Raw genomic sequence first — 405 nt, 5'->3', positions numbered from 1 at the left:
CGCTGGTGTGGCCGCGTCCGTGGCGACACATGTGGAGGCAACACGCGCACGATCGCAGTGGCGGTGTGTGGCGGGCGATCCCCCGAGCATCGCTGCTCGCCCAGGCCGAGGCCGCCGACCACGGCGAGGTCCTCGTGGACGTCATCGAAGCGATCAGGGATCTGCAGGCAAGTCACCACGGTCACCGCACCAGCCCCCGGTTGTACGAGCGTTACATCCCCGACCGTTCGTCCCGCTCGTCCCTCGGGTTCTCCGACGGCCGAACGGCACGAACGCTGCCGGGGTTTCCCGATCCGGGCCACTGGGTCAACCAGAACTTCGCCCGCGGTGACGGCTGGCGCATCCAGCCGGGCCGCGAGGGCACCCTGCGCACGCTGGAGGACAACGAGCGTGCCGTGCACGCGC

The 405-nt window shown here is 70.4% G+C and carries 1 protein-coding gene; it reads left to right on the top strand.

Annotated features, from left to right (window positions below):
- Positions 1 to 29: 29 nt before the first annotated feature.
- The coding region (locus RM812_RS42675; RefSeq protein ID WP_311586482.1) for a hypothetical protein at positions 30 to 405 on the top strand (376 nt) is incomplete at its 3' end.

This window comes from Streptomyces lancefieldiae (assembly GCF_031845825.1).
Taxonomy (GTDB): Bacteria; Actinomycetota; Actinomycetes; order Streptomycetales; family Streptomycetaceae; genus Streptomyces; species Streptomyces lancefieldiae.
This window is presented reverse-complemented; position numbering and strand designations above follow the sequence as displayed.